This window comes from Planctomycetaceae bacterium, from assembly GCA_041398825.1.
GTDB lineage: Bacteria > Planctomycetota > Planctomycetia > Planctomycetales > Planctomycetaceae > F1-80-MAGs062.
Genome location: JAWKTX010000012.1, coordinates 38,340 through 57,407, shown reverse-complemented (window position 1 = coordinate 57,407; position 19,068 = coordinate 38,340). Strand labels below are relative to the sequence as shown.

The 19,068-nt window shown below is 55.1% G+C and carries 15 protein-coding genes; 8 read left to right on the top strand and 7 right to left on the bottom strand.

Annotated elements, in window-relative coordinates; genetic code table 11:
- Window positions 1-100 precede the first annotated feature (100 nt).
- From R3C20_20090 to R3C20_20060, 7 genes are all read right to left on the bottom strand, one after another.
- Window positions 101-1,039 (bottom strand): type III pantothenate kinase, encoded by a 939-nt coding sequence (locus R3C20_20090; GenBank protein MEZ6042807.1) that lies wholly within the window; start codon window positions 1,037-1,039, stop codon window positions 101-103.
- Window positions 1,040-1,045: 6 nt separating this feature from the next.
- The gene (locus R3C20_20085) at window positions 1,046-2,446 is read right to left on the bottom strand and encodes an NAD(P)(+) transhydrogenase (Re/Si-specific) subunit beta (protein MEZ6042806.1); all 1,401 of its coding nucleotides are present in this window, start codon (window positions 2,444-2,446) and stop codon (window positions 1,046-1,048) included.
- Window positions 2,447-2,510: 64 nt separating this feature from the next.
- Complete coding sequence (locus R3C20_20080; protein MEZ6042805.1) at window positions 2,511-2,891, bottom strand: NAD(P) transhydrogenase subunit alpha; 381 nt, start codon at window positions 2,889-2,891, stop codon at window positions 2,511-2,513.
- A gap of 254 nt (window positions 2,892-3,145) precedes the next feature.
- Entirely contained in the window at window positions 3,146-4,339 is a 1,194-nt protein-coding gene (locus R3C20_20075) for a Re/Si-specific NAD(P)(+) transhydrogenase subunit alpha (GenBank protein ID MEZ6042804.1), read from the bottom strand.
- Between the two features lie 326 nt (window positions 4,340-4,665).
- Window positions 4,666-6,648 (bottom strand): NAD-dependent epimerase/dehydratase family protein, encoded by a 1,983-nt coding sequence (locus R3C20_20070; protein ID MEZ6042803.1) that lies wholly within the window; start codon window positions 6,646-6,648, stop codon window positions 4,666-4,668.
- Window positions 6,649-6,654: 6 nt separating this feature from the next.
- Window positions 6,655-7,617 (bottom strand): 3-oxoacyl-[acyl-carrier-protein] synthase III C-terminal domain-containing protein, encoded by a 963-nt coding sequence (locus R3C20_20065; GenBank protein ID MEZ6042802.1) that lies wholly within the window; start codon window positions 7,615-7,617, stop codon window positions 6,655-6,657.
- Window positions 7,618-7,650: 33 nt separating this feature from the next.
- The gene (locus R3C20_20060) at window positions 7,651-8,778 is read right to left on the bottom strand and encodes a DUF3419 family protein (GenBank protein MEZ6042801.1); all 1,128 of its coding nucleotides are present in this window, start codon (window positions 8,776-8,778) and stop codon (window positions 7,651-7,653) included.
- 156 nt (window positions 8,779-8,934) lie between these two features.
- Here R3C20_20060 and R3C20_20055 point away from each other — a divergent pair, with 156 nt between their 5' ends.
- The 8 genes from R3C20_20055 (at window position 8,935) to R3C20_20020 (ending at window position 19,060) form a co-directional block, all read left to right on the top strand.
- On the top strand, window positions 8,935-9,972 hold the full coding sequence (locus tag R3C20_20055) for a Rieske 2Fe-2S domain-containing protein (protein MEZ6042800.1): 1,038 nt from the start codon (window positions 8,935-8,937) through the stop codon (window positions 9,970-9,972).
- Between the two features lie 179 nt (window positions 9,973-10,151).
- Window positions 10,152-10,709: a macro domain-containing protein gene (locus tag R3C20_20050; protein ID MEZ6042799.1), complete on the top strand. Its 558-nt coding sequence runs from the start codon at window positions 10,152-10,154 to the stop codon at window positions 10,707-10,709.
- Between the two features lie 513 nt (window positions 10,710-11,222).
- Window positions 11,223-11,624, top strand: a complete 402-nt coding sequence (locus R3C20_20045) for a hypothetical protein (protein MEZ6042798.1) — start codon at window positions 11,223-11,225, stop codon at window positions 11,622-11,624.
- A 170-nt stretch (window positions 11,625-11,794) separates the two neighbouring features.
- A complete protein-coding gene (locus R3C20_20040; protein MEZ6042797.1) occupies window positions 11,795-12,565 on the top strand; it encodes a hypothetical protein in 771 nt (256 codons plus the stop codon).
- Window positions 12,566-12,732: 167 nt separating this feature from the next.
- Entirely contained in the window at window positions 12,733-14,217 is a 1,485-nt protein-coding gene (locus tag R3C20_20035; GenBank protein MEZ6042796.1) for a RimK family protein, read from the top strand.
- Window positions 14,204-15,490, top strand: coding sequence for a glutamate-cysteine ligase family protein (locus R3C20_20030; GenBank protein MEZ6042795.1), 1,287 nt, complete (start codon window positions 14,204-14,206; stop codon window positions 15,488-15,490). The genes R3C20_20035 and R3C20_20030 overlap by 14 nt, the downstream gene beginning before the upstream one ends.
- 397 nt (window positions 15,491-15,887) lie before the next feature.
- A complete protein-coding gene (locus tag R3C20_20025) occupies window positions 15,888-17,474 on the top strand; it encodes a cation:proton antiporter (protein ID MEZ6042794.1) in 1,587 nt (528 codons plus the stop codon).
- Window positions 17,475-17,956: 482 nt separating this feature from the next.
- Window positions 17,957-19,060, top strand: coding sequence for an ATPase domain-containing protein (locus R3C20_20020; GenBank protein MEZ6042793.1), 1,104 nt, complete (start codon window positions 17,957-17,959; stop codon window positions 19,058-19,060).
- Window positions 19,061-19,068 lie beyond the last annotated feature (8 nt).

The window sequence follows — 19,068 nt, the reverse complement described above, 5'->3', positions numbered from 1 at the left end:
GCTCGAGCAGGAGACCTTAAAACACGAAGGTTTCCAGTCGTCCTGCTTTCCTGTCCCGGTGTCTTAACGGACAGTCAGCATCGAGAACGTGTTTTGGAGGCTACACTTCGATCGGTGCGAGCATGGCAAGACCATGTAATGCAAGGCTGTCCACGAATAAAGCACCTGGAAGGTGACGAACGAGCTGTCGCCCTCCGCCTCCCGTGACAAACAACGATGGAGGCGTTGATGTCTCTGGTCCTGATGCCAATTCTGTTGCGACGGGCGATCCTGATGTCGTTCTGCCGATTCGACAGTTGGCTTCGTTCAAACGCTGAACAAGTTCCCTGACAGCTCCCAGTTGTCCAATGAACAAGCCGGCTCTCATGGCATCCTCAGTGTTGCGGCCGGGCAGCAAGGGTAGCTCGATTTGTTCTGCATCTGTATTCAACAAAGGCAGTCTTGCTGTGTAGTCATGCATTGCGTGGGCCGACAATCGCAAGCCGGGCAGAATGCTTCCCCCGCGAAAAATCCCGTCGCTGGTCAACAGATCCACCGTCGTTGCGGTCCCTGAATCCACTGCGATGACTGCGTTTCGACAACCAGTCATCTGCCATGCTGCCCAGCAATCCAGCAATCGATCGATTCCCACTCGGTCCGGCATCTCGACATCAACGCCGATGGGAATCTGGCCGAAATGATCGATCACTACCGGTCGGCAGCGGTCAAGCGGCCAATCGGAGACCAATTGATCTCGCTGGTCCACTTCGCTGCCTGCAACCACAGCAATTTTCGGCAAGTCGCAGGGCAGGGAGCGTGTCCATTCACGGAGCATCTCACCAGGCGCAACGGCTTTTTCCAGAACACTCGCCACAATCGCAATCGCTGCCGGCACTGACTCTATCGGGGATGCCGCAGAGTGCCTGTTTGCTGAGCCGAATTCGTGTTTCTCAGATGCAGATTCAGACTTTGCACCAACTTTGCAACGGAACAAACCGAATTTGGCTCTCGTGTTTCCCACGTCGATAGCAAGTACTGTGAATGACGATTCGTCTGCCATCCAACGTCAGCCTTCCTGCAGCGCTTTCACGATGTCGACAATGGCCTGCTTGCCGTCCGCAAACAGCATCAGAGAGTTGTCCATCGCAAACAATGGGTTAGCGATCCCTGCGAATCCGGGACTCAGACTTCGTTTCACCACGACAACTGTCCTGGCGCGATCGGCATCGATGACGGGCATTCCGGCAATGGGGCTGTCAGGGTCTGTTCGGGCCAATGGGTTCACGACGTCATTGGCACCAAGCACAATCGCGACGTCGACCTGATCCATCGTGGAATTGACTTCGTCCATCTCTTTAAGCCGTTCGTAGGCAATGTCTGCTTCTGCCAGAAGAACGTTCATGTGGCCCGGCATTCGACCGGCGACCGGATGAATGCCGAATTCAACATCAATATCGCGTGCTGTTAACAGGTTGGTCAGATCTCGAACTGCATGCTGGGCCTGAGCCACAGCCATACCGTACCCGGGAATGATCAGGACCTTTTGAGCAACCTCCAGCATCATGGCCACTTCTTCGGCCGAAGACGATTTCACGTTGGCATAAATATCGTCATCGGATTTCGATTTTGTCTTTGCCTGCAGCGTGCCAAACAGTACGGCGGCAAGGCTCCGATTCATGGCTGTACACATAATGCGCGTCAGCAGAATACCCGAAGCGCCGACCAGGGAACCCGCGATAATCAGCAGGTTGTTTTGAAGAACAAACCCCGTCGCCGAAGCAGCAATTCCCGAATACGAATTCAAGAGTGCAATGACCACCGGCATGTCGGCACCGCCAATCGAAACGACCAGCAAAACACCCATCGCCAGTGCCAGCAGCGACATGATCCAGAAGTAGGCCTGTGCATGCGCTGGCTGCAGCACCATCAAAGCACAAAGCAAAATACACGCGCCCGCAAGGAACAAATTTGCCGGCTTTTGCCAGGGGGCATTGAAATCACGAATGAACTTCAGTTCCTGCAGCTTCGCGAAGGCAACCAGACTTCCGGACAGGGTAACCGCACCGATCAGGCCTGATGCCCCCGTCGCCGTCAGAGCGTCGGCGACACTGTTGTTTGCTGCAAGATCACCTGCAAATTCCTTTCCGGCCAGCCATGCCCCGGCGACCAGTACCGAAGCACCACCACCGAGTCCATTGAACAACGCCACCAGCTGCGGCATGGCGGTCATTTCAACTCGCAGCGCCAGAATGACTCCGATCACGCTGCCGATCAGCATTCCCACGATCAGGCCAGCATAGCTCACCACCTGATAATGCATGAGGGTTGCAATGACGGCCAGCAGCATTGCTGCCGACCCGATCAGGTTCCCGCGGACCGCCGTTCTGGGGCGAGTCATGCCTTTCAGGCCGATGATAAACATCACTGCCGAAATCAGATAACACAAGTCGATCAATGCCGTGTTCACATCAGTCTTTCTGCGGAAATTCAGTTTCTTTACGAATCTCTGAAGTCAGTGAAACAGTCTCTTGCTATTTCCGGGACTTAAACATCGACAACATGCGATTTGTCACCACGAAACCTCCAACGACATTCACCGTCGCCAGAATCACAGCCGCCATCCCCAGAACTGTGGCCAGTGTTCCGCTGTCATTCCCGCCGGCCAGAATTGCACCCAGAAGTGTGATCCCGGAAATTGCATTCGATCCCGACATCAGGGGCGTGTGTAACGTGGGAGGGATTTTCGAAATGATTTCCGTACCAACGAAGACCGCCAGAACAAAAATCGTCAACAACAGCAACAGGGTGCTGCTGCCTGAATTCTGCGCGGCGGCAATTGCCTCAGTCAGCATTTCGGCTGCCCGTTCCCCGGCTGGTGATTCGTCGGCAAGAAGTAAGATCAGTGGTGTCATGGACAGACTCCGATGGTTTCGTCGTTCTTGAAAACTCTTGATTGCTATTGTGGATTGAAATTCAGGCCGATTCGATCCGTCGGTGCCTGCGATTGCTTCTGAGGAATCTCTGGAAGTCGCTCTCAAATCCTGCTCAACCGCCTTGTCTCCCCAACAAACGGTTCCGCAAACGTCGCGAATGCGGTGAGTGACTTCCAAATGACCGGGTCAGGAAGATTCGGTCCCGGAAGCCTCAGTGAGTCGGCCGATCTCTCTCACGTCGTACCAGTAACCGGGGCCAGATCGGGAAGCTCCAGCAAACTTCGAACACGTGGATTCACAACCTCACCATCCCTGGCAACCAGTGTTTCACGCAGGACTTCGTCATTCAGATCAATCTTCAGCTCTCCGGACTTGATCAGCGGTGTGAGAAAAGTGGTGATGTTCTTGCTGAACATTTCACTCGCATGGACAGGAATACTGGAGGCCAGATTCACGGGACCAATCACCGTAATTCCATTGTGCTGAATGGTCTGTCCCGGCACCGTCACTTCGCAGTTACCACCTCGTTCTGCCGCGATGTCCACAATCACAGATCCCGGCGCCATCGCTTCGGCCATCTCTTTTGTCAGCAGCACTGGCGCTTTCCTGCCGGGAATGGCTGCTGTGGTAATCACCACATCACATTCTGCAATGACTTTCTTCAATGCTTCCTGCTGCCGTCGATAAAAGTCGTCCGACATTTCTTTGGCGTAGCCGCCTTTCGATTCGGCATCGTCTGCCTTGACATCCAGCTCCACAAATTTGCCGCCCAGACTTTCCACCTGCTCGCGAACCGCGGGACGTATGTCGTAGCCAAGCACGACAGCCCCCAGTCGTTTGGCCGATGCGATTGCCTGCAAACCGGCGACTCCGGCGCCAATCACCATGACCCGGGCCGGCTTTAGTGTGCCGGCTGCTGTCATCATCAGAGGGAACATTCTCGGCGCGGCGGTTGCGGCCAGCAGGACAGCTCGGTAGCCGGCGATTGTCGCCATCGAAGACAGAATATCCATACTCTGTGCACGCGTGATCCGCGGGACCAGCTCCAGCGAAAAAATCGTCGCGCCGGATGCCGCGGCTCGCTGAACGCCCTGAGGACACCAGAGCGGTTCACAACCGCTGATGACCACCTGTCCGGAGCGAAACCGGCCAACATCTGCGTCTCCATAATCTCCGCAGGCACCCAGTGTTCGCACCTGAAGGATGATGCCAGCCTGAGAATAGACAGCATCACGATCATCGACAATGGTCGCGCCCTTCTCGCGGTACAACGCATCAGGAAACCCGGCTGCCTCACCCGCTCCCGCCTGCAGAATCACGTCCACATTCAGCTTTTTCAGAGCAGGCAGAGACTGGGGAACAAGGGCGACACGGCGTTCTTCCGGATCCGCCTCGCGCGGAACTCCTGCAACAAACGTCTGACTCATCAGAAACACGCACTCCTTCAATCTCGTGGAACGGCCAATCTCGCGGAACGGCTTCGAATACCGTCAGAACACCACCACCGAACTGGTATCCGGCCGATCCAGCCACTGAAAAGTTTCAGGCAGGAACCATCCCAATTCAGACATGGTTATAGGACATTTCATGCTGCGTTCCCAGTGGGGCACCAATCGCAGGAATTTGACCATACTGAAGTGATCCGAATGGGAAATGGGATTCTCAGCGGCACGTCGTTTTCTCATCCTGAACGACGTCCTTGATGTCCATCGGAATCTCCAGAGACTGCGTCAAATACAGTCGCTGCAAGACTTCATTCTTCCATGGTGTTGATCTGCATCATCAGAGGCGGCCGTTCCCGTACACTCAAAAGCACTTCGTCGAACTGCTGTTCTCTGGCAAAGTCCGGGCAGTGCGTGCACACGAACTGGATTGACGGGACCTGCTGCGCGAGATCGCAAATCGACTCCCGGGTTCGTAAAGCAGCCCGATAGTGATCAGCAATCATTCGAAAGTCGCGTGTCGGTTTGAGTCGGCGTTGAATTTCTGTGCGAGTCCAGAAGGAATCGGCGACCAGAAACACCTGCTTTGCTCCTTCGGTATTGAGCAGCACTCCCATTTGACCATGCGCGTGTCCATCCAGGTTAAACAACCTGATACTGCCATCTCGAAACAAGTCGTGGCACGTTCTCAGCTGACCATCACCGAGACCCGGGTCATGGAGTTCATGGATCGTGTGAACTCGGTTTCCGAAATCCCGTGGAATTAAGTCGGGAAGAATGCCCCGCCGAACCGCATCGAACCCACTTCGGTGACGCGCCATCTCCCAGGTTTTGGCGAGTGTAATGAATTCTGCATTCGGAAACGCGTTCAGACCACAGATGTGATCGCCGTGAAAATGCGAAACCAGAATCAGCCGCAAATCTTCCGGGGCAATTCCTTCTCGACGCAGCCAGGCTTTCGGTGTCCAGTGTTCGTCCGTGTGGACTTTGGTTGCCCAGCGATAAAGGCGATACGGCCAGCGCTGCGTTGCAGCAAAGAAATCAGGACTGTATCCAGCATCGAACAAAATCGAACCAAACCGGGGATGCGTAATCAATGCAATGGTTGCGTGAAAACGAGTGCGTTCCTTTGAGCCTGAACGATCCGCGCGATGTCGACCGAATTCGATGTAGCCGGTCGAATAGAATCGAACCGTGACCTGCGGCGAATGGGTACCGGAAAGCAGAGGCCTCTGCTTCATGGATGTCAGGGTGCGCTGAATGCCGTCTTCCACGGATACAATCGGTTGATAGTCGAGGTCTCTTCCTGCTGCAGCGGATGTAAATGTTTGCTGGTGAGCAAGCAGGCCAACGGAATACCGCGTGATACCTGGTTCTCCACGAAGTTTCAGCAGACGATGTTTCCACTCCATGCCACGCGCAAACAACATCGCCAGCCATCGGGGAATCTGGCGACTCGGATCATAACCTTCCGTTGTCTTTGCAAGCACCTCGTGCAGCAGCGGCCACAGCCGGACGGGCGAATTGTTTGTAATGGTGCAACAACCAACGGTGCGTCTCACATCAGCCGCCAGAATCAGGCCGGCCAGAAGGTTATCAATGTACGTCAGATCGCACAGATTGTTACCAATCTGCCGAAGCCGACCCTGCTGAGCCGCCAGGATCAAACGCGGTAATAGTGCATTGTCTCCCGGTCCAAACACAGCGCGAGCTCGAACGATGTAAGCATTCAGCCCGTTTTGAATGGCGGCCTCAACAACACGTTCTGCTTCAGCTTTCGATTGAGCATACGCACAACTGAATCGTGATGGCAGCGGGCTTTCATCGGTAATATCACTGTCACGAAACTGAAAGTAGATGGCCGTTGAAGAGACGTGAACCAATCGCTGCACCTGATGTTTCACGCAGGCTCGAACGACATTTTCTGTGCCATCCAGATTCACAGAGCGGTGCTGGTGAAGCGATCCCCATGGTGATGTCATTGCCGCACAATGGAAAATGATTTCCTGATCGCGGCACAGTTCATCGACCTCTTCCGAATTAGAAATGTTGGCTGCGACAAATCGACCGTCACTGCGAACACGGAAACGGCTGCGTCCTGTTATGGTCACATCATTTCCGGCGTCACAAAGCACCTGTGCCAGTGCCGAACCCACAAAGCCGGTGCCACCTGTGATCAGAATTCGTCGGCCGGACCCCAGCGAACGTTTGGCCATTTCGATCAAATCAGTATTCGTGTGGGTCGGCTGCACGGCGGTTCGTCGGGTTTCCTGCAATTCTAATTCTTCCTGCATGGTTGATCACCACGTCCAGAGCATGGCGCCCAGCGAAAGGCCAGCCGCGCTCCCCAGAAACAAAACAAGATCACCGGATTGAATTTTGTTGCCTTGAACGGCCACGGCCAGGGCCATCGGTAAGGATGCGGATACGCAGTTTCCATATCGAGCGAAGATATCAATCGTACGGTCTTCCGGAATCCCCAGCCGTGGCAGGACCTTCATACCTGCGGCCGAAGTTTGATGGGGAATGAGCCAGTCCACAGACTCAGGCGTCATGCTGGCGTCACGAAAAAAATCGTCCAGAAACGGCTTGAGTCTGGGCAGGGTCGCCCGAAGCAGATTGTCGCCGTCCATCTGGAAGAGGTGATCTTCCGGTGTCGTTTCCGCGAATTCGGGATGTCGAAGCAATCCACCTCCACGAATCTGAGCGAGTTCCGCATGAACCGGCCAGGTCTTCTGGCAATAGTAAACCGGCCCCGATTTCCGCTCACTCGGTTCGACCATGACGGCTGCAGCACCATCGCCAAACAACGCTGCAGATTCCTGATGACGAATATCACGACTGAGTGTGGCCATTTCTGCACAGACGATCAACACCCTGGAACACTGTCCGGCATCGATCACGAGACTGGCATGGTTAAGTGCAATCAGAAAAGACAGGCAGGTGGCATGAACACAAAAGCAGGGCACACCATCAAGCCCCAGTTCGCGAGCAACAAAGACGGAAGTGTCGGGGATGAATTGTCGGACCGTCGCGCTTGCATAGATTATCAAATCCGGTGCGCCGCGTTGTTCCATTGCCCGGCGAGCCGGGATGCTGGCGAAGAACGCAGGATCATCACCCGGCCTGCAGGTGTAACGCGTGGCAACGCCCATCTTGTTTTCCAGCCAGTCGACGTCACACTTCAGCAGTGTCGCAAGTTGTTCGGCAGTTTGTATGTCGCCCGGCACACAGAATTCTGCAGCAGTTATTTCTGCGTTCATGGCCCCGTCCTGTTCACCACACTGATCCGATTTCTACTGCTCATCCCTCTGCCGCTCATTCCTCTGCTGCTCATTGCGATCCTCTCCAATGGCTCCGGCTAACGCGCCGGCGTGAAATGTATACAGACAAGTGTGATCCATTTTCCTGAGCTGTTCTTCCAACTCAGAATTTCGAACTTTCAACGCGTTCATCTGTTCGTACTTCACAAGGAAGAACCGTTCGCAAAAACGTGCACCCGGTTTGGCCGCACCAGCTACAGCCCGCCAGATGTTCTGGTAGGCTTCCGGGGTTGCATAGGATGCAAAGTCCGATAGCGAAAAAGCGTCAAAGCATCGCTCCTGACTCAAAAGAAATGTATCAATCGGGGCGGTGTGAATGTGAATACGATCCAGGTTGTCCCGGATGTGTTCGAAGTTCTCTTCCTGCAGATGAATTGGCAGCCGACAATGCGTTGTGTACCTGCCGCAGAAAATCAGGTTTGCGTAGGGATTCTCCCGCAGCAGCGAATGATTTGCCATCTGCTGAAGGCACGAATAGAGATAGTCCGCAACATTGAATTCCCGTGGAATCAATCGTGCTCCGGGTTCGCGAATGATCCTTGTCCACAGAAACCGGTTTGACAGGATTCGAAGAAAATTGCGAAAGAAAGACCCCGCCCAGTGCTGACGCCAGTAGTCGCGTTGCTCATTAAGGTCGGCCGCATTCAGCAAGCCATCGACGTGTCTTTGCCGCAGACATGTGGCCCGCGACATTTGTCGCAGCAGTTTTTCCCAGGTGCCACAATACAACAGGCCTCCTTTGAGAGCCGGCCTGTTCTGCTTCCAGAATTCGCGACTGTCGGCGGGCAAATACGACAGCATCTGGTCTGCCAGTTGTTCTGTTCGAGGGGACAAATGGCAGCCGGTGAAGTGTAGAAAGTCCTGATAGTCCAGGTGACGGTATCCGGCAATCTTGAGCTGAAGCAGGTGATTCTGGGCCGCAGAAAAATCAACGCTGACGATGCGTGCCGGTGTTGCAGTCAGCAGATCCAGAGATCGGGCGCCGCTACCGGTGATGCAGACAACAGAATCCGAATCGGACAGCCGAAGCGCACTCAATTCGGCTTCGCTGTCTTCTGTGCTGGAAGAATAGTTAATTCGCTGAAAGAATTTCTCTGACACGATCGATCGTTTGCAAACGGAGATTACGACGGAAGTCGAAGTGCTGAAACTTAACCGTTGTGAGCAGTCTGAGTACACTGTGGATCAACTGAAAGCCTGAGAACGTTCGACGCAGTGTCCGTCTGGCAAACAATCTTATCCGGATTCGCGATTCCCGTGATTGAATCGATTGGTTACCTGCAGAATTTCTGGCACGCCATCGCGTTCTCCACCGAACTTCGACGCGGACGTGCGCTCAGACGACGAATCTATGACCGCCCTCTGCTGATCTGGAGAGACACAGACGATTGCATCCATGCCATGGATGACTGTTGCCTGCATCAAAAAGCTCCCCTCGAAGTGAAAGACTATTCCGGAAACACGCTCGTTTGCCCGTATCATGGTTGGCAGTACGACCAAACCGGGAAAGTGACTTCCGTTCCGAGCGACTCGTGCGCGGCCGAGAAAATTTGTTCCAGAATCCCCGTTTATTCATTGCGCGAAGCGGATGGATTCGTTTGGATTTCGCTTTGCAAGACGTTGTCCAGCGAAAGCTCGTTGCCGGATTTGAGCAGTTTCGAGCATTGGCCCCGCAGGTTCAGAATGCTTGAATTTGCAACCTCCGAAGAATTGCTCATTGACAACTTCATGGATCCCACGCACACCGCGATTGTCCACGATGGAATCATCCGCAGCAGCGGCGAACCGACCGACCATCAGTTGACCATAACCAGCCATGCGAAGGGTGTTCGTGTGGATTATGCAGAACGACACGAGAAAGTCGGGCCGGGCATGAGTTATCTGTTTGGGGACTCGGTTGGCGTGCAGCATACGGACGAATTTCTTCTACCGAATCTGGTTCGTGTGACCTACACCATCAACCGCGTTCCGCGTTTTCTGGCGATGATCGCCTGCACTCCCATTGGTCCACTTAACGGCGGCCAGACTCTGGCATTCATCCAGCTGCGATATCAACTGGGATGGCCCACTCGTTTTGTCGGTCCTTTTGTCTCCTGGATTGCGAACAAGGTGCTGCGTCAGGACTACAAGATCACTGCTCTTCAGTTTGCCAATCGACAGGCCTTCAGTGAATCCCCTGATCACAGAGTGGCAGCAGATGCGGTGGCCGTTCATGTCGCAAAGTTACGAAAACAGATGATTTCGTGTGACCAACCCGTTGCAACCAGTCGCCAAACGATCAACCTTCGCTTCTGATAAACACCAGCGGAGGGCAGGCCATTCGGCATCGGACGCCCAATGAACGCTGATGGAGAGGCAGGGTCCGCAGGTTCGCGGGGGGGAGTTGTTCGGCAGGTGCATTCGCTCGATTTCCCTGCACGCGGGCCGGTCAGGATTTGAATCGCAGAATTTCGAAAGTGGACGGACAGGGGTTCATGAAAGTAAATATTGGAAACTGCCAGCTCGAACTTGTTCAGGGCGATATCACCCAGCAGTCAGTCGATGCAATTGTCAACGCAGCCAACTCCGGGCTCGCCGGTGGTGCTGGTGTCGACGGCGCAATCCATCGTGTCGGCGGACCAGCGATAATGCAGGACACCAATGCTCGGTACCCGGAAGGCTGTGCGACCGGAAACGCAGTGGAATCCGTGGCCGGCAACCTGAATGCAAAACATGTCTTTCATGCGGTGGGACCGGTTTGGCGCGGCGGAAGAGACAACGAACCTCAGATGCTTGCGTCGGCCTACCGCAAATGCATGAAATTGTCGCTCGAACACAAGTGCAGCAGTATCGCTTTTCCTGCCATCAGCACAGGGGTCTATGGATATCCGCTGGATCTGGCCGCACGAACGTCACTCAAGACAATCGTCGACTTCATCAAATGGCACAAAGAACCTGCATTAACTCGCTTTGTGCTCTTCGATGCGGCAGCATTGGCAGCCTATTCCGCAGCACTCGAAGACGTTGTCTCGCAATTTACTCGAACTCCCTGAGGTGGGGGGGGCCCTGCGAAGAGGCCGGTCTTCGAACCATCGTTGACCTGCATTCGGGGCCGCCTTTTCGAGCGTGACTCGGACAGCGAATGTGCCATTCCGCTGGTTTTGCCATTCAATTTCAAGGTTGGGCAAGTCCCGAAAGCGTGGACCCACTGACTGGGCAATTGACCCCATGGGGCTTTCCCCATGCGGCGGGTCTTCGTCATTCAATCCGCACAATTGGCATTGCTTCGCTGACCGATACATCCATCAGGATTGAACGTTTTCGTGGTTCTCACGGTACGGATGCAGGTCATGAACTTTGGATTTCCAGCTTCTTCGCTCCTTTCCACTGGCCTTTTGGTGTCAGCAATCTTTGCTTCCACCTCGGGCTGTGCATCGTGGCCCGGAATAAAGAAGGAAAAGGAATGTCCCCACTGCGCAGGAATAGCGACCGCTGTGCAGACGCCCACCTGCAGCGCGCCGTGGGCAACACAACAAGCAGGATCGAATCCCCAAACGGCTGCGCCGATGGCTGTTCCCGCAGTGCCGTCGACTGTCATGGTGAATCCGGGAGCGTGTCCGCCGATGCCGACGATGGCTGTGACAGATAACGAATTACAGGAATGTCGAAACGCAACGGATCAGCTGCAGGAAGAAATTGTCGACCTCAAAGAACAAATTGAATCGGCCAAAAGAACCAACTCGGCGATGGCGGATGTCATGCAATCCATGAACCGACAGGTTCAGAGACTGTCATCGGACGTGAACTACTATAAATCGGAGAGTGAGCGCCGCGAAGATATTACCCGCCGCCAGATTCAGGCGGAGCGGGAGATGTTCGACCAGCTTCAGCAGATGCTGCAGTCGGGTTCTGTGGGCGCACAGTCACCGTTGCAGCCGATTCCACCACTTGATCCGCAAATGAATTAAGGCTGTATGCAAAGCGGGTTGCCCGACAGAACAGGACTCGCCAATCGCGGTGGAAAAGCGTCAGTGGCTGATCAAATTCGTTGAATGCTGCCTCTCTGTTGCAGGGACAGCGGCGCCCGTGACCATTCGGGCTGTTTTCCGGACCCGCAGCAGATGGAGGCCGTCGTTCCATGCAACGTGCTGATGTTCTGACGCCATTCTTCGCCTCCGTTTTCCTGAGCCTTCTTCTGGTTTCGACCGGATGCGAAACGGTACCCGAAGCACCTGTCGGCCGTTCTCCTGTCCGACAACGTTTCAGCCCGTGGGACGCGTCGACAGGTGCACCACAGGTTCTGGGGCTCGCCGTGCAGTGTGCGGCTGATCCCGTGCAGGTCCGGTTTTCCGAACGGCTTGCGACTCTTGTGGCACGGGAGATCGAATTAGCCGTCTCAAGCACGCACTGTGTCGCATGGCAACCGGTCGTCGCATACCCCAGTGCTCCGCAGGAGTTCATGCCCTCTTCCCAGGATGTGATTACCGTTTCATTTCAGGAACCACACTCAATCACGCCGCCGGAATCCCCGGTCTTTCCGACTGTTGTCGATGTCGTGCCGGAAACTCCTGCGCGGTGCCTTCAGATTCGGGTTATGGAATTCCGTCCCTACTCTCCGCTTGCTGCAACCTTACGCCTGACGATTCTGGATGGACAGACGCAACAGATCATCTCGTCCACGTCCGCTTCCTGGAACATTGGCAACCTGCAGACCACGGGCACGTCCGGCGGCAACTGCAATTCGGTCGTTACGCTTGAAGAAGTTTCACTGCATGACGAGCCACCGACCTGTGAAAGTTCGGCCATGCGGCACAGCCCTGAAGCGTTGACGCAGACAATGGCGAGTCGCATTGCTGCGTGGTACGCCATGCGGTCCGCAGTTGTGATTCCATCAACGGTTCTCCCTTAAATGTCCGCTGTCCGACTTGTAGAAAAGGATCACGATTTTTTCCTGGAATGGGCAAGTCGCCATTTGACGTGGACGGACGGACGTTAAACTTCCGCCGGCGCAGTCGATCAAGAATGGGTGGAGCATCACCTGTTTCGGCTGCGAGCGGCTTGTGAACAGGATCACGAATGCCCGTCTTGATAGTCACGTCCCACCCGGACGACTGGCCGTTTGAAATCCCGGGCGTCGATAAGATCGATGCCTGGACCTACTTAACTTCTCCGGAAACGCTCGATCAGGCCGGCAAGACACGCGCGACGCGTGTTTTCAATCTGTGTCGGTCCTACCGCTATCAGAGTCTGGGGTATTACGTCTCGCTGCTGGCCGAAGCACGTGGTCATAAGCCCCTGCCCGGTGTGATCACGGTTCAGGATCTGAAGTCGCGTGGCGTTTCCAGACTGATACCAGATGAAGTCGACGAAATCCTGCAGCAGAGCCTCTCCAGCCTGACTTCGGATGACTTCACGCTGAGCATCTATTTTGGCCGCAACTTTGCCAAACGTTACGAACGCCTCGCCCAGCATTTATTCAACCTGTTTCCTGTCCCGTTGATGAAGTTCGAACTGAATCGCCGTGACGGACGCTGGCAGATTCGTCGTGTCGCAGCCGTGGCCGGGTCCGAAGTGCCCGAATCACATCGAGAATTCGTGGCCGAATCCGCAACGCGGTATTTTTCACGTCGTGCCTCGGTCAAATCACCCCGACGAACGCGTTTCGATATGGCGATCCTGACCAATCCGGCCGAACTGCATAACGCGCCGTCCGATCCCACGGCCCTGAAGAAGTTCATCAAAGCCGCCAGGGAACAAAGCGTCTATGCCGAACTGATCACACGAGATGACAGCGGACGACTGCTGGAATTCGATTCACTGTTTATCCGCGAGACCACAGCGATCAACCATCATACCTATCGGTTTTCGCGCCGGGCGGCCAGTGAAGGTCTGGTGGTCATCGACGATCCGGTTTCCATTTGCCGCTGTACAAACAAGGTCTTTCTGGCCGAAATGATGACGCGGCAAAAGGTGGATATTCCAAAGTCCATCGTTGTTCACCGCGACAATGCCGGACAGATTGGTGAGCAGCTTGGTTTTCCATGCGTGCTTAAAAAGCCTGACAGTTCGTTTTCCATGGGCGTTGTCAAAGTCCATTCCAGTGAGGAACTGAAGTCGCGACTGGATGAATTTTTTGGCGAATCAGATCTGTTGCTGGCGCAGGAATATCTGCCAACGACCTTTGACTGGCGGATTGGCATTCTGGATCGCAAACCACTTTTTGCCTGCCGCTACTACATGGCTCCCGGACACTGGCAGATCATTCGTCAGGAAACGCACGGCAGTGGTCGCTACGGTAAAGTCGAAACGCTGCCCGTCGAACTTGCACCAGCCAAAGCCGTCAAGTCGGCTCTGAAAGCCGCCAACCTGATCGGTGACGGGCTGTATGGAGTTGACGTCAAGGAATCCAATGGGCGGTTCGTGGTTATCGAAGTCAATGACAATCCCAATATCAACGCCGGTGTGGAAGATGCTGTGCTGAAGGACGAACTCTACCGCCGCATTGTGGAAGTGTTCGTTCGTCGAATGGAGCACAAGAGAGCCCGTTATGATGTCGCCTGAACCACGCCGCCTGAATCTGTTCGAAGCATTTGGTGTCGAACTGGAATATATGATCGTGGACGCTGCGTCGCTGGACGTTCGCCCGATCACAGATCAACTCATCCGGGCAGAATGCGGTCGGATCGAATCCGAAATCGATCTCGGTCAGATCTCATGGTCCAACGAACTCGCATTGCACGTTGTCGAACTGAAAACAACCGCCCCGGAATCCGGTCTTCGCGGACTGGCAGGCTTATTCCATCAACATGTGCAGCGCATCAACCAGCACCTGTCGTTGATCGAACCAGCGGCGAAGCTGATGCCATCGGCCATGCATCCATGGATGAATCCGGATGCGGAAATGAAACTCTGGCCTCACGAATACAACGAAGTGTACGAAACCTACAACCGCATCTTCGATTGCCGTGGCCACGGTTGGGCAAATCTTCAAAGCGTGCACCTGAATCTGCCATTCAATGGCGATGAACAATTCGGACGTCTTCACGCTGCCATTCGACTGTTGCTGCCGATTTTGCCTGCCATTGCCGCCAGCTCTCCTGCAATGGACAATAAGCTGACCGGAACACTGGACAACCGCCTGAATGTGTACCAGGGGAATTCTGCCAGAGTTCCCTCGCTGGCCGGTCGAATCATTCCGGAACCCGTCTTCACTGAAGAAGACTATCGGGCACAAATCTTTCAGCGAATGTACGATGATATTGCTCCGCTGGATCCACAGGGTGTTCTGCGGGATGAATTTCTGAACTCTCGAGGCGCTATCGCAAGATTCGGTCGCGGGTCGATTGAAATTCGAGTGATCGATATTCAGGAATGTCCCGCCGCAGACCTCGCCGTTCTGCAGGCCGCTGTCGGCGTGTTGAAGGCCCTGTGTGACGAACGCTGGAGCAGCTCAGCGCAGCAGAGGTCCATTCCGGTTGAGCCACTGTACCAAATCCTGGCACTCGCAATTCAGGATGCCGATCAGGCACGGATCACGAACACCGAATATCTGAGCCTTTTGGGATACCCGCACAATTCCGCCACAATGCAGCAGATCTGGCAGCACCTGATACAACAGACATCCCCCGATCTGGAGGCGGACTGCTCCAGGGCTCTCGAGACAATCCTGTCGAAGGGCCCGCTTGCCAGACGAATTCTGAACGCCATCCCGTCTGCCGACGGGAGTCTGTCACAAAGAACAAATGTGCGAAGTGCCGGTTCGCTCTGGGAACAACTGTGCCTTTGCCTGCAATCAGGCCAGCCCTTCGACCCGCCTCAACTGAAATCCGCCTGACGACGAGCCTTCGCTCCCCGGGGTACACGACTGTCTCCGGATTTGCTCAGCGAAACCCTGCACTGTGTGAGGGGACAGCATCGCCGGGATTTGCCCCCGCCGGGACCGCCCGCTCGGCCCGTTCCCGCCGTTCCATTGTTTTTTCCTGACCGGGGATCACGGAAGGACATACTGCGCCCCCGCTTTCGCACCGAAATGCCGCCCCGTCAGCAGTCTCATGGCCGGGAAATGTGGGGAGCGGTCCCGTGTGGAACGGGTGAATCGTTGATTGTTGTTGCGAAGGCGGTTGAGGGTTAGTACACCACGGTCAGAATCAGCCGCAGCCAAGCTGCCACAACGTGCAGGAATTGCTTGCGAGGCGAATCATCATGACGCCACGCCACGGGGAGGGTTAGAGTTGTCATCCAGGTTTCTTACAACGCCGCGCAAACGCGCGATTTCATGGCGTGCTGTGGCGTTCTTCGGATTTCTCTCACTGGCCGCCTGGGTACATCACAACGTCGATTCAGCGCCGGTGGCCCGCGCTGATGAGGCTTCCGGGCCTGCAGCCAGCGATCCATCGGCCGAAGCTCAGCATTCGGATTCCGACTCCCACAAACAGTCTGACGTGCATTCACAACCCGCCGGTGACCACAACGAACACGGTGATGCGGATCACGGAGAAGGTGAACACGGTGAAGGCTCACACGGTGAGGAGCATTCCGGAGGTCACAAGGATCCGGTTGCCGAAATTCTACTGGGGATCACTGTCATTCTTTTGGCAGCAAAAGTCACAGGAGACCTTTTCGAACGCATTCACATGCCAGCGGTGTTGGGGGAACTGACCATCGGAATTCTGCTTGGCAACTGGCATCTGTTGACCGGCAGCGAATACTTCGACTTTCTGAAAGCTGACATCACCGATGCCTCGGCACTGACCGGCAATGTTCTGGATATGCTGTCGCGAATCGGAGTCGTGCTGCTTCTGTTCGAAGTGGGGCTCGAATCTCGGGTGAAGGACATGATGTCCGTTGGCGTTTCATCGTTGCTGGTGGCACTTCTTGGGGTCGTCGCGCCCATGGTTCTGGGCTTCGGTGTGGGCTATTTGCTGTTGAGCGAATCGTCGGCCGAATGGCAGGTTCCCGCTTTTCTGGGAGCGACACTTTGTGCGACAAGTGTCGGGATCACCGCTCGTGTCATCAAAGATATGGGACGCAATCAGGATCGCGAATCAAAAATCATTCTGGGTGCCGCCGTTATCGACGACGTGCTGGGGCTGGTTGTTCTGGCGATTGTGTCGGGCGTCATTCAAAAGGGTGCCGACTTTGAAGTGATGAGCCTGTTCAAGATCGTTGGGCTGTCCTTCATGTTTCTTGCTGTGTCTCTCGGTCTCGGCGTGATTCAGTTGCCTCGGACATTGTTTCGCTGGGCAAGCTACCTGCATGGCCATGGCATGCTGGTTGTGACCGCTCTGGTTATTTGCTTCAGCTTTTCGTACGCGGCCAATATGGTCGGTCTGGCGCCGATTATCGGCGCGTTTGCTGCCGGTCTGATTCTTGAAGGAACACACTACCAGGATGTCGGCGATAAATGGCGCCACCATCATCTGGAAGAAGCGCTGTCGCCGCTGTCGGCATTGATGGTGCCGATCTTTTTCGTCGTGATGGGCATGTCAGTAAATCTTAGCGCTTTTGGTGATTCATCCGTTTGGCTTCTCGCCACCGGACTCACCGTCGTGGCAATTCTCGGTAAACTTGCCTGCTACTGTGGCGTCACGGAGAAGGGTCTGAATCGTCTGGCCGTCGGGCTGGGCATGATCCCACGCGCAGAAGTGGGGCTGATCTTCGCCGCGGAAGGAAAGCGATTGTTCACCGCGACCGGAGAGCGGGTCATCAATGACAGCACGTTTTCTGCCATTGTTGTGATGGTCATGATCACGACGATGGTGACCCCACCGCTACTGAAATGGGCGATGTCCAAATCCGCGCCGCCAGCATCCACCTAACCGGGGCATCCACCTGACCGGGGCCAGTTCCCTCAGCAACGCCGCAAGTGTGAATTGGGTTTGCCGATGCGCGATGAAATTCTCGCTCGGCCGACTCAGATCGCTTTGGCGTTTCTGCATGAAGACCTGCGAGACCTCATCCTGTTTCCTGCAGAGCTCGCCTGAAATACCCGTCCGGGACTTTCTCACACCGTCCGGAGTCTGATCACATCCCCTGGCCAAAGTCACTGCAGCAATCAAGCCACATTCTGATTCGCATACGGGTTATCGACGAAACGCGGCATGCCGTTGAAAATTGCCGTCCCGAACAGGTGACAAACGGTCACCATTTTTGGATGCTTTCCGGTTCTCCGCGCTTGATCGCGGGGACATTCACATCGATTCGACGACGACATTGCGGGCAAGTGCCCCGTCAAAGCGATTGAATTCACAGCCCCTGTCTCACCAGATCACGATAACCAGATCACCAGGAAAGTCCTGCCATGGCCAAGAAGAAAGCCTCCGCATCGAAGCCCGCTTCTCCCTCTGTCGACCCGAATTCAGCCATGAATCCGGCAGCCATGAATCCCATGATGGGAATGATGCCGCAGATGGGACAGGGACAGATGAATCCCATGATGCAGATGGCGCAGATGATGCAAATGATGATGTCGGGGGGCGCGGCCACCGGGATGATGGATCCCTCAGCAATCCCTTTCAGTACTGGTCAGGCGGTGGATGATGGCGATGCCGGCCTGAATGAGGATTTTGTACGGCCCGCACTGCTGGATGATCTGATCAAGCATCAGGAGGCCGTTCCGTTGGGATGTGTGCTCGATCAATTGTGCCTGACTGAAGACGGTTCCAAAGTTCTGGGGGGCGTTCCCAAAGGCTGCACCATCGCCTTCGCGGGACCTCCGGGAAAAGGCAAGACCCGCAGCACACTGGCCGGGCTCGCACGAGTGGCCATGAGTGGAGAAAAGGTCGCGTTTGTCGTGGCCGAGGAAGGTTTCCATGACCCGGATGGAAACGGTCGCGATGATCTGTGTTCCCGCTTCGTAAAGATCGGAATGTCGGTCACAGGACTCAACGAAAAGGACTTTCGGAAGAAGGTGCTGGAAAACGTGTTCGTCCTGGAAAGCCAGTACCATCGTGGCCACACATGGGACGATTTCGTCGGCAAGTACCGGTTTCTGGTTGAAAAGGAAGAGATCAGTTTTGTTGTCATCGACTCGCTGAACATGCTGGATCCGAGCCGAAACAGAACGGCCGACAATCTGTCAGCACTGAAAACCTACAATCACGAACAGGGTGTGACCTGCATTTGCATCGGTCAGATTCGGGATACCGGCGCTCCGGTCGGCGGCGAATCCCTTGTGCATACCGCAGATGTCGTGTTTCTGATCGAAGAAATGTCGCTGGGTTCAAAGGAAATTGCGGAACTGTGGGGCGGCAGCTATCGCGATCGTATTGACGTCATCCGGGCTGTGAAGAGTGTCACAACTCCGACCTTCCCCCACGCCGTCCGCCTGGATCGCGAAGAAGAAACCGGGGTCCTGCGAATTCATGATTCACAGCCCGAAATCTACGCCGTCCCGAGCGCTTAGCTTAGCAG

Excerpts from the sequence above, each read along its gene's own strand:
- R3C20_20090 (MEZ6042807.1), bottom strand. The coding sequence starts at position 1,039 with ATGGCAGACGAATCGTCATTCACAGTACTTGCTATCGACGTGGGAAAC.
- R3C20_20050 (MEZ6042799.1), top strand. The coding sequence starts at position 10,152 with ATGAAAGTAAATATTGGAAACTGCCAGCTCGAACTTGTTCAGGGCGAT.
- R3C20_20075 (MEZ6042804.1), bottom strand. The coding sequence starts at position 4,339 with ATGAGTCAGACGTTTGTTGCAGGAGTTCCGCGCGAGGCGGATCCGGAA.
- R3C20_20040 (MEZ6042797.1), top strand. The coding sequence starts at position 11,795 with ATGCAACGTGCTGATGTTCTGACGCCATTCTTCGCCTCCGTTTTCCTG.
- R3C20_20020 (MEZ6042793.1), top strand. The coding sequence starts at position 17,957 with ATGGCCAAGAAGAAAGCCTCCGCATCGAAGCCCGCTTCTCCCTCTGTC.
- R3C20_20035 (MEZ6042796.1), top strand. The coding sequence starts at position 12,733 with ATGCCCGTCTTGATAGTCACGTCCCACCCGGACGACTGGCCGTTTGAA.
- R3C20_20065 (MEZ6042802.1), bottom strand. The coding sequence starts at position 7,617 with ATGAACGCAGAAATAACTGCTGCAGAATTCTGTGTGCCGGGCGACATA.
- R3C20_20080 (MEZ6042805.1), bottom strand. The coding sequence starts at position 2,891 with ATGACACCACTGATCTTACTTCTTGCCGACGAATCACCAGCCGGGGAA.
- R3C20_20045 (MEZ6042798.1), top strand. The coding sequence starts at position 11,223 with ATGGCTGTTCCCGCAGTGCCGTCGACTGTCATGGTGAATCCGGGAGCG.
- R3C20_20070 (MEZ6042803.1), bottom strand. The coding sequence starts at position 6,648 with ATGCAGGAAGAATTAGAATTGCAGGAAACCCGACGAACCGCCGTGCAG.
- R3C20_20030 (MEZ6042795.1), top strand. The coding sequence starts at position 14,204 with ATGATGTCGCCTGAACCACGCCGCCTGAATCTGTTCGAAGCATTTGGT.